Origin of the sequence: Porcipelethomonas sp., assembly GCF_051893655.1 — a bacterium.
Classification (GTDB): Bacteria; Bacillota; Clostridia; order Oscillospirales; family Ruminococcaceae; genus Porcipelethomonas.
This window is the reverse complement of sequence record NZ_JBJFHN010000089.1, coordinates 1-8,246: the sequence shown is the minus strand read 5'-3', so window position 1 is coordinate 8,246 and position 8,246 is coordinate 1. Positions and strand designations below refer to the sequence as shown.

General features: G+C 39.0%; 10 protein-coding genes and 1 tRNA gene. 2 read left to right on the top strand and 9 right to left on the bottom strand.

The window, feature by feature from the left end:
* Positions 1-115 precede the first annotated feature (115 nt).
* Complete coding sequence (locus ACI4WO_RS05125; RefSeq protein WP_439806487.1) at positions 116-868, top strand: hypothetical protein; 753 nt, start codon at positions 116-118, stop codon at positions 866-868.
* A 30-nt stretch (positions 869-898) separates the two neighbouring features.
* On the opposite strand, the gene ACI4WO_RS05120 is transcribed toward ACI4WO_RS05125, so the two are convergent.
* From ACI4WO_RS05120 to ACI4WO_RS05080, 9 genes are all read right to left on the bottom strand, one after another.
* Positions 899-1,813, bottom strand: coding sequence for a hypothetical protein (locus ACI4WO_RS05120; protein WP_439806486.1), 915 nt, complete (start codon positions 1,811-1,813; stop codon positions 899-901).
* The gene (locus ACI4WO_RS05115; protein WP_439806485.1) at positions 1,813-2,202 is read right to left on the bottom strand and encodes a hypothetical protein; all 390 of its coding nucleotides are present in this window, start codon (positions 2,200-2,202) and stop codon (positions 1,813-1,815) included. The genes ACI4WO_RS05120 and ACI4WO_RS05115 overlap by 1 nt, the downstream gene beginning before the upstream one ends.
* 4 nt (positions 2,203-2,206) lie before the next feature.
* Positions 2,207-2,599 (bottom strand): hypothetical protein, encoded by a 393-nt coding sequence (locus tag ACI4WO_RS05110; RefSeq protein ID WP_439806484.1) that lies wholly within the window; start codon positions 2,597-2,599, stop codon positions 2,207-2,209.
* The gene (locus tag ACI4WO_RS05105; protein WP_439806483.1) at positions 2,589-2,975 is read right to left on the bottom strand and encodes a hypothetical protein; all 387 of its coding nucleotides are present in this window, start codon (positions 2,973-2,975) and stop codon (positions 2,589-2,591) included. Before ACI4WO_RS05105 ends, ACI4WO_RS05110 begins: the two co-directional genes overlap by 11 nt.
* Positions 2,976-2,987: 12 nt before the next feature.
* Positions 2,988-3,833, bottom strand: a complete 846-nt coding sequence (locus ACI4WO_RS05100; RefSeq protein ID WP_439806482.1) for a hypothetical protein — start codon at positions 3,831-3,833, stop codon at positions 2,988-2,990.
* Between the two features lie 124 nt (positions 3,834-3,957).
* On the bottom strand, positions 3,958-4,929 hold the full coding sequence (locus tag ACI4WO_RS05095) for a phage major capsid protein (protein ID WP_439806481.1): 972 nt from the start codon (positions 4,927-4,929) through the stop codon (positions 3,958-3,960).
* 19 nt (positions 4,930-4,948) lie between these two features.
* Positions 4,949-6,118, bottom strand: coding sequence for a serine/threonine protein phosphatase (locus tag ACI4WO_RS05090; RefSeq protein ID WP_439806480.1), 1,170 nt, complete (start codon positions 6,116-6,118; stop codon positions 4,949-4,951).
* A 14-nt stretch (positions 6,119-6,132) separates the two neighbouring features.
* A complete protein-coding gene (locus ACI4WO_RS05085; protein WP_439806479.1) occupies positions 6,133-7,380 on the bottom strand; it encodes a PBSX family phage terminase large subunit in 1,248 nt (415 codons plus the stop codon).
* The gene (locus tag ACI4WO_RS05080; RefSeq protein ID WP_439806478.1) at positions 7,377-7,859 is read right to left on the bottom strand and encodes a terminase small subunit; all 483 of its coding nucleotides are present in this window, start codon (positions 7,857-7,859) and stop codon (positions 7,377-7,379) included. Before ACI4WO_RS05080 ends, ACI4WO_RS05085 begins: the two co-directional genes overlap by 4 nt.
* A 308-nt stretch (positions 7,860-8,167) precedes the next feature.
* On the opposite strand from ACI4WO_RS05080, the gene ACI4WO_RS05075 reads away from it, so the two are divergent.
* A tRNA-Met gene (locus ACI4WO_RS05075) sits at positions 8,168-8,244 on the top strand.
* Positions 8,245-8,246 lie beyond the last annotated feature (2 nt).

Here is an 8,246-nt window from a genome sequence, read left to right as displayed (position 1 = left end):
TTTTTTTCAAAAAGTAAGCTGTCGAGCCTTATCTAAATGAATCAATAAAATCAACCCACGTCTGAAAGTTTTTTGCTTCCTTTTTTTCAAAAAAGTAAGGAAAGGAGAATTTATAATGAATACTATTAAAATGTTTAAATACTCATTTCGCTATATTATAAAAAGTTATGGAATATTTATAGCCATTACAGCGGCTATTATACATTTTTTCCTGATATTTTCCATTGCTTCTGACTCAAACGGAGGTATTGGCGGAATGGAAATGTCAACATATATATACATGATTGTTCTGGGAATAGTTGTATTCAGGGAAAATTTTAATATGTCAGTGCAGTCGGGGATTTCAAGGAAAACGTTTTTTGCCGGTATGACAATAAGCAATGTGGTTCTTGCATTAATTGCCAGTATTAATGATACTATTCTTGCAATTTTAGGAAATATATACGAAAAACATATAGAAACTTTCGGATACGATTGTATTTATGAACAGGCATTTTTAAATCCCGATATAAATTTATTCGATAAAAGAATTTTAAATGCAAGCGACTATTTCAATGTTTTTATCATGGATTTTACAACTGATCTTGCGGTTATTTTTATAGGATTTTTTATAGGTGCTGCCCTTTACCGTCTGGGAAAAGCATTTAAAATTATAATTCCTGTTGCAATTTATGCAATTTGTCAGATAACTGCTTTACTTGATGCTATACTGTTTGATTCAGTTATAATGACCAGAATCTATAAAACGTTTATCTGGATTATAGAAAGCAACTGGCATATGGCAGTATTTTTCCCGGTTATTGCTGTACTTTTTGCAGCCGGAACGTTTTTATTTACCAGAAGAATGAGCATTAAAGAAAAAGTATAAAAAGCACCGGAGAGTTTTTCTCCGGTGCTTTTAAAATGCGTCCTCATATACACCCAGCAACGTTTTTACAATACCGTTTTGTCCTGATATTTCTATTCTTTTGATTCTCTGAGCTGATATTGAACCGTCCTCATAGGTAAGCGTATCGTTTAAATCCTCCCCTGCATATCCGGCATACTGGACATATCTGCACCGGCAGCCTCTCATACTGTAATTGAGCTTGAAAAGGAGTCCGGAATCCGGATCGCTTAAATACTGCATATCAAGAGGTATCTGCTTATGCCTTATAAGATTCCTGTCAATCGCATACTGACTGCTGCGGCTGAAAACATTGTAAGTCCCTTCAGCGTCCTTCATGTGAAGATGGCTTACGATTTTCATGTAGTCATACAAAACTCCGGATTTTATAACATCCTTTGAATTCACTGATATTTCCGCCGGGTCTTTTAAAGTTACTCTTACATGATTAGTTCCTTCAATATAAGGATATCCGCCGTTGAGCCTGAAATTCAGGTTTGCAGCAGCGTCCCATAAAGTTGAACCCTCTTTGACATATATGTAATTTATCGCTTCGGTAGTTTCATATGTTGCATAAGGAATGGAAAACCCTGACATTATATCTGATAAAGTAACATTTGTATTCATTCCCGGCTCCGGCTGATTCTGGCACAAGAGAGATGTAAAGCCTTTTGATTTGATTTTCATATAATCAGTATTGTTTTTTCTGTAAAAATCAATACTGTCCACAAGTCCTAAATGAATATTTTTATTGTTTATATAAAAATAAACTCTGTTAACCTCTCCGGCATCAATGGGAACAGTTGCAAAAATTCCTTCAAAGTATGTATAGGGAGTGTAGGCTTCTTTTGAGAAAAAGAAGCTGATACACTGTGTAAAAGCATAAAGCTTGCCGCTGCTGTCCCTGAATTCTGCATATATACTCATTAATTGCTTTCCCCCTGACTTATATAGCTGTCGCAGTAAAATTCCAGCTCACATACTGTAAACTGAGAATCCGTATCAGAAACGATTCTGAATTTCTTAAGCCTTGCCGCATTAAAATAAAGCGTACCTATAGAAAGAAAATATCTTACATTGTTTGTCATGTCACTGTTAAGCTTTACCGCAGGATTATTCCCGTCGGATTTAAGAATTCTGCCCTTTATCTTAAGTATTGCCGGATGTCTTCCCAGTTCTCCGAATTTTATTCCGGAAGATGCCATAGGCTGAAAAGAAAATTTCTTTTCCCCGGAAATTTCAAAGCTGTCAAGATAAACCGTAATGTCGCCTACCGCAACTGAATATTTCTGATCTGAAACGAGCTGATGATTCATTGTTTTACGCCTCCGATCCTGCTTTCAGTAAAAATTTTCCCTCAAGGACAAGTCTGTTAAGTCCGTGATCCTGTACAGGTGCGCCGATTTCTGCCGAAACAAGATAATATCCCGATTTTGCCAGAACATCTAAAATATTGCTGTCAAGAAAAGCATAAAGATCAAGTGGATCCTGCGAGGGCAGTCCCAGAATTTTTACTGTCAGGTCTACTGACATTTCATACCTTTTAATGCTGTCCTTCATAAACTGACTTTCAAGACTTATTTTTTCAATACCTGTCACAGCATAAATCCCCTCATGATTTATTACAGGAGTTTTATCGTATTCTGCAAAAATATCTGTGCGGTTCTGTTTTACAGTACTGTAAACCGAACTGATAAGATTCTTAAGATTCATTCTCATCCCCCGATTCATAACAGCAGCCTACTGCCGAAAACATAAAATTATCATCATTAAGCAGATCAGCACAGCTTTTATAATATTCCAGCATAAGCTCTCTTGAAAAATCATATTCCAGCTGAGAATTGCCCTCTTTTGAAGCAGTTCCGGCATATGTATATGCGACCTTGTTTCTGACGCAGGTTATCTGGGTATAACGAAACCCTGCAATAGCGGCACATAAATAATCAAGTCTTATATCATTGGAGCTTGCGTCCTCTCTGAGCATATTTCTTACATGAGTTACAGCAGAGCTTACAAGGGGTTCATATTTTGAAGTATCTGTTTCGCCGGAAAAAAGAGTAAAAAGCGAATTTATTGTAGAAACGTTCATACTGATACCTCCTTACATGCGAAAGCTTTTAAGACTTTCCTCTTCATCGCCTGACAAAATATCCGGCACCGGATTTTTTCTGCACTTTTTTTCAAGTTCTGACTTGAATTCCAGAAGCTCTGAAACACTCATTTTATCAGCGGCAGATTTTAAAAGCTTATAATTTTCACCTGCCAGAAAGCAAAGTCTTGAAACATCCTTTTTAAGATTATCGCAGAGCTTTTCAACAGTTTCATTGTCACATCCGTTAATTTCTCCGCCGGATTCATATTCCGGCTGACCGTATGATTTTTTTGTAACTCCGGCGTTTATCTGTGCCGGAACTGCAACAAAACTCCATTCATAGGCATCTGTAATATCGTCAAGAATAATACACGCTTTTTTTCCTCCGTATTCCTTACCCTTTTTGTGAGGACAGGATTTTGAAAGTCTGTTCTGTCCGCATACTGAGCATTTCCGGCTTGCGGCAGAACAGGAAATACTGACTTCTTTTTTTATTCCCCCGTCAATTTCCTTTATAAGGTCTTCATTTGCGGCAGTCCTTACCATATAAGCACTTCCCTTAAGACAGGTATAGATTTCCCCTCTTGAGGTTTTACGGTTCGGGTCTTCTGATATTTGAGTATCAAAAATTCTGGCAGTCTGCCCGGAGCTTTTAGGATTGTGGTCAAAAATACCGGTCTTCCCTACAAAAAGCTCCTTAAGCTTTTCCAAAGCCTTGACGGAAAAGCATTCGCAGTCCCTGTCAACCTCATTGTCGCAGAGTACCACATCAAAAATGTAAACTTCATCTTCACTTAAATTTCTTCTTGTGAATTTATTAAGCTTTTCAAGCTTGTCCTTATTATTTGAATCCATTTTTATACCTCCGGTTTATATTTTTTTATTTTTTAGATTTACTTTCTTGTGGCATCAAGAAAGTAAGGAAAAAATTATTTCTTTATCGGCTTTCTTTAAGAAGAAAGCCGATAAGTAAAACACATCATACATCAAGGTTCAGAGCTTTAGCAGCGTCCTTGATAATACTCTTAAAGCCGAGATTCATAGAAACTGTAAAAGCATCCAGCTGACGGTCAATAAGCTTGTCTGTTTCCATAACAAGGTCAGAGCTTGTTACAAGTTCAAGAGCATAATTTCTGTCGAATCCCAGAATAGTATAATCGTTTACCTGAGAGGATTTAATAAGAACAGTACCGAAAGGAAGAATAATATTTCCTTTTTCGTCTGCGGCAATGCAGTCCTGAACCTGACTCATTGAAAGGATCAGTGCAGCATTTTTAGGAGAAGCTATAATAGTATTCATGTTATAGCTGTCAAACTGACCGTAAAGAGTAATAAGATCAGAATAAGCAAGCGTCGTACCTGCAATATCGGTAGAAGTTGCAGCAGTGGTAATAGTTGAAACAGCAGATGCTGTAATAGCGTCGCCGAGCTTTTTGCCGATTGAACGCAGAGTAACTGCAAAAGCGTCCAGTCTCTGGAGTCTTACTGCCTCATAGGACGCAGTAATAAGTCTTCCGTATTTCAGAAGGCTGATAGAGTTCGGAGATTCCTTGATTGAAGTTTCAGGAAGAGTTCCGCCCTCAGAGGTTCTGGTAGTATAAGGGGAGGATTCAGTTATTACATATCCTCTGTACTGATTGCAGTCAGAATTAGTCTTGACTGCTACAATATCCGAAAGGATAGATTCTTCCATTCCCTGAGTTACTGCTCTTTTAACATATTCCGGGAAAAGCACTGCACTTTCAGTAGTGACAAAAAATTTCTCTACCCTGTCGCAGTCCGGACCGCTTATTTTAATATCGAATCTCTTAAGCTGTCTTTCAAAAGCGTCAAGACCGGCAAGAGGAGTATCGGCATAATTTTCATCCGGATCAGCAGCAGTCAGTGCCTGTGTAAAGCTTTTTCCTGCAAGATTATAAAGTCCCTTTTCAAGTTTAATATCGTTATACATAATATTTTACCTCCATAAATTAATTATTGTTTTTTTCCTCAAGCTCTCTTTCAATATGAGCTGCCTGAGCATTTTTAAGTCTGGCTTCAGCAAGAGCTGTTTCGTCCTGCAAATTGATATTGTCCCATATAATATCAACATCACAGTCTGCTCCCTGAAGCATTAAAAAAGTAACTGCAATTTTTCTGATGACCGGATTTAAAAGTCTCCGGTAATATTCCAGCTCAGACGTTAAAATGTCCGCCTGCTGAGATGACATACGTTCGGTAGTAGACCAGTTAAGACCCAGAAGGAAAGGCGGTACAGAAAGCTTTGCAATAAGCTGTTCCAAAATCTGCCTTACAGGTACTTCCGTATCAAAAAGCTGATTGTCAGCACCTATTACCTTTATGTCAACATCTCCAACGGCTACAAAGTCACGTATTTCTCCGTTTTTTGCAGCTGCCATTCCGTCAGACCATTCCTTAGCGATCTGCATGGCACGGTCTTTTGTAAAAGCTTTTTCGGATATGTCCCCGGACGGCTTATAGGTCACGGCATATCTTACATTCCCTGCACGTTCATAATTTGAACCTATGCATCTGTAAATTTTCATAAGTACCGAGCTTAAAGCCGGAAGTCCTCTTAAAACAGAAACCCCCATAGTCTTTCCCGGAGGAGGATTCAAAGCCGCAAATAAAATTCTCCTAGGACTTTCAATTGTTTTAAGCTTACCGTCCGGACGCTTAATGCAATACACAGGAGAATCCGGCGTATCCCCAGGTAAAACGGCAATTTTTGAAGGATCACCGCTGTAAAGTCCTGTAAGCTCCATTGTGTTTTCATCAATGAGCATCTCCCCTGCGGCATTTCCATAGGTCAGAAGACTTTCAAGAAAACAGTCGGTAAAGCTCTGAATTGAATGTCCGGTAAGACCTACAGGTATTTCCCCGGAAAAATTGTCCATAAGCTCCTGATATCTTTCGTCCCTGCACTGTATTTTGTACCCCCCTGTAAGCCTTACTATTTTGCTTATGGCAGCATCAATCACAGGAACAGTAAATCTGAGCTTATCATAAAGATCCTTTTCCCAGTATTCCATTGAAGGGTTTCCAAAAGGACTTTCTTCATAATTTCTGGGAACTGAAATCACCGCCGGTGACAAATCAGTTTCCAGCTGAGTCTGTTTTTTTCTCTTGAATATATTCATTTTCTCACCCCCTTTCACCGTGCAACAGACATTGCAAAGAATCCGTCTGCACCGGAAGAAGCTAAAACAGTGCTGACAAAATATCTTACATCGTCCATAGCATGGTCATGTTCTTTCAGCGGAGCATCTCCGCCTGCTTTTTCACTCCAGCAGTACTGGGAAAATTCCCTCAGGCAGTCAGTACAGTTTTCAGAAAACATTATTCTGCCTGATTTCAAAGCATCCCCTACCCTGCGTATTCCCGAAAGCACATCATTTTTAGCCGGTATTACATCAAATACCCCATGACGGCGAATACATTCAATAAAACTTGCGGCAGAAGGGTCAGCGACTACATATTCAATGTTCCTGTCCCCGGCAAGCTCTTCAAGTCCTCTGTAATGCTCCTCATCGGTTCTTGAAATACCCTCTCTGCGTGAATCATAGTAGTATTCCTTTATCCTGTACCACACTCCGTCACAATGCCCCCAGAGTCCGAAGGAAGAGGGATTTACAGTACCGTAATCACAGGATATAATAAACCTGTCGCATTCAGGAATATCATTGCATACATGCTTTTCCTCGCTGAACATAGGATATACAACACCGCTTGCCGCAGTCCATTTTCCAAGAATGAACCTTTCATAGAATACTCCCGAATAAAGCCTTTCATATCTCTCCCTGACTGCTTTCGTAAGAGAGGGATTATCATCCATAGTAAAATGGATATAAAGAGCATTTTTTTCATCACTTTTTAAAATCCACTCTCTGTAAAACCAGTGGTAAGGGTTGTCAGGATTGCAGTTAAACCACAGCTTCGATCCAGCCACAGAACATCTCGCCATAGCCTGTTCCACAAAGGATCTGGGCATCAAAGCAACTTCGTCCATTAAAACTCCTGCCAGTGTTATACCCTGTATAAGAGAAGCGGAACTTTCATCTCTGCCGCCGAAAAAATAAAATCTGTTTCGCCTGCCTGACATTTCAATGTCAATATAATTTTTGCTGAGCTTTTCAATATATGTAAAACCCATTGCTCCCAGAGTACCTAAAAGCGGTTCAACAAGATTTCTCCGGAGAGAGGTAACTGTTTTTCCGCAAAGTGCGAATGCGTAACCGTTAAAAGAGGTCATAGCCCAGCTTACAAATCCCATGGACATGCAGAGGGTTTTCCCGCTTCTTACTGCACCGTCGCAAATTATTGCATCTTTTCGCCGGTATACAGGGTTTGTCCACCAGCCGATAGCAAGGCGCTGTTTCTGGGAAAATCTTTTAAATTTCAATTTTCTTCCTCCGTATCCATTCCAGTCAGAGCCTCTAAAAGATTTGAAGCCGCAGCTCCGGCACTGTCACTGGAAGCGTAGTCATAGATTTTTTCCATTGCCTTTTGTCTGTCAAAGAATTTAACTTCAACACCTCCGCCCTTTACTTTTTTTATTTCTGATACATTAAAAAGGTCAAGGGACGCTATTTTTTCGGGAGTCATTGTTTCCTCTGAAAACACTAAAAGTGCAGCATCATTGGAGTTTCCGAAAGCAAGCCTTTCAAGTCCTGCATGTATAAGCTGTCCGGAAGGTATCGACTGATTTATAAGCTTTGAAACAAACCGTCTGTATTTGCTTTGGGAAAGAATTTTCATTCCCTCTGCCAAAGCAGTCTGATGAGGGAAACCGGCTTTCAGAGCCGCCTCAAAAATGTTTCCAAGCTTTGCATAGTAGCAGCAGAATAATCTGCATCTGAGTTTTTCTGATTCACTGTTCATAAATCTTAAACCCTCCTTTTTCAAATAAAAAAATATGGTGAAAGGAATTTTAAAACAAAAGCTTTAAAACGCCTTTCACCAATGGGCAAAAACGGGGGTTTTTTTGCATAAAAATATGCAAATAAGAAAATAAAATTTTGATTTTTGTGATTTTTTATAAAACAAGCACAAATTTATCAGTACTTATTTGTGCATTCAAACAAATAATAATTTTTTTCAAAAAAACTGTTGACTTTTGAAGATAAACCGTGTATAATAATATAGTCGCATGAAGCGGTAATAAAAAACGACTAAAACGACAATAAAACGGCGGCATAGCTCAGTTGGCTAGAGTACTCGGTTCATACCCGATTGGTCGTTGGTTCAAATCCTACTGCCGCTACCATA

Coding starts and splice junctions, on each gene's coding strand:
- ACI4WO_RS05125 (WP_439806487.1), top strand. CDS start 116: ATGAATACTATTAAAATGTTTAAATACTCATTTCGCTATATTATAAAA.
- ACI4WO_RS05120 (WP_439806486.1), bottom strand. CDS start 1,813: ATGAGTATATATGCAGAATTCAGGGACAGCAGCGGCAAGCTTTATGCT.
- ACI4WO_RS05115 (WP_439806485.1), bottom strand. CDS start 2,202: ATGAATCATCAGCTCGTTTCAGATCAGAAATATTCAGTTGCGGTAGGC.
- ACI4WO_RS05110 (WP_439806484.1), bottom strand. CDS start 2,599: ATGAATCTTAAGAATCTTATCAGTTCGGTTTACAGTACTGTAAAACAG.
- ACI4WO_RS05105 (WP_439806483.1), bottom strand. CDS start 2,975: ATGAACGTTTCTACAATAAATTCGCTTTTTACTCTTTTTTCCGGCGAA.
- ACI4WO_RS05100 (WP_439806482.1), bottom strand. CDS start 3,833: ATGGATTCAAATAATAAGGACAAGCTTGAAAAGCTTAATAAATTCACA.
- ACI4WO_RS05095 (WP_439806481.1), bottom strand. CDS start 4,929: ATGTATAACGATATTAAACTTGAAAAGGGACTTTATAATCTTGCAGGA.
- ACI4WO_RS05090 (WP_439806480.1), bottom strand. CDS start 6,118: ATGAATATATTCAAGAGAAAAAAACAGACTCAGCTGGAAACTGATTTG.
- ACI4WO_RS05080 (WP_439806478.1), bottom strand. CDS start 7,859: ATGAACAGTGAATCAGAAAAACTCAGATGCAGATTATTCTGCTGCTAC.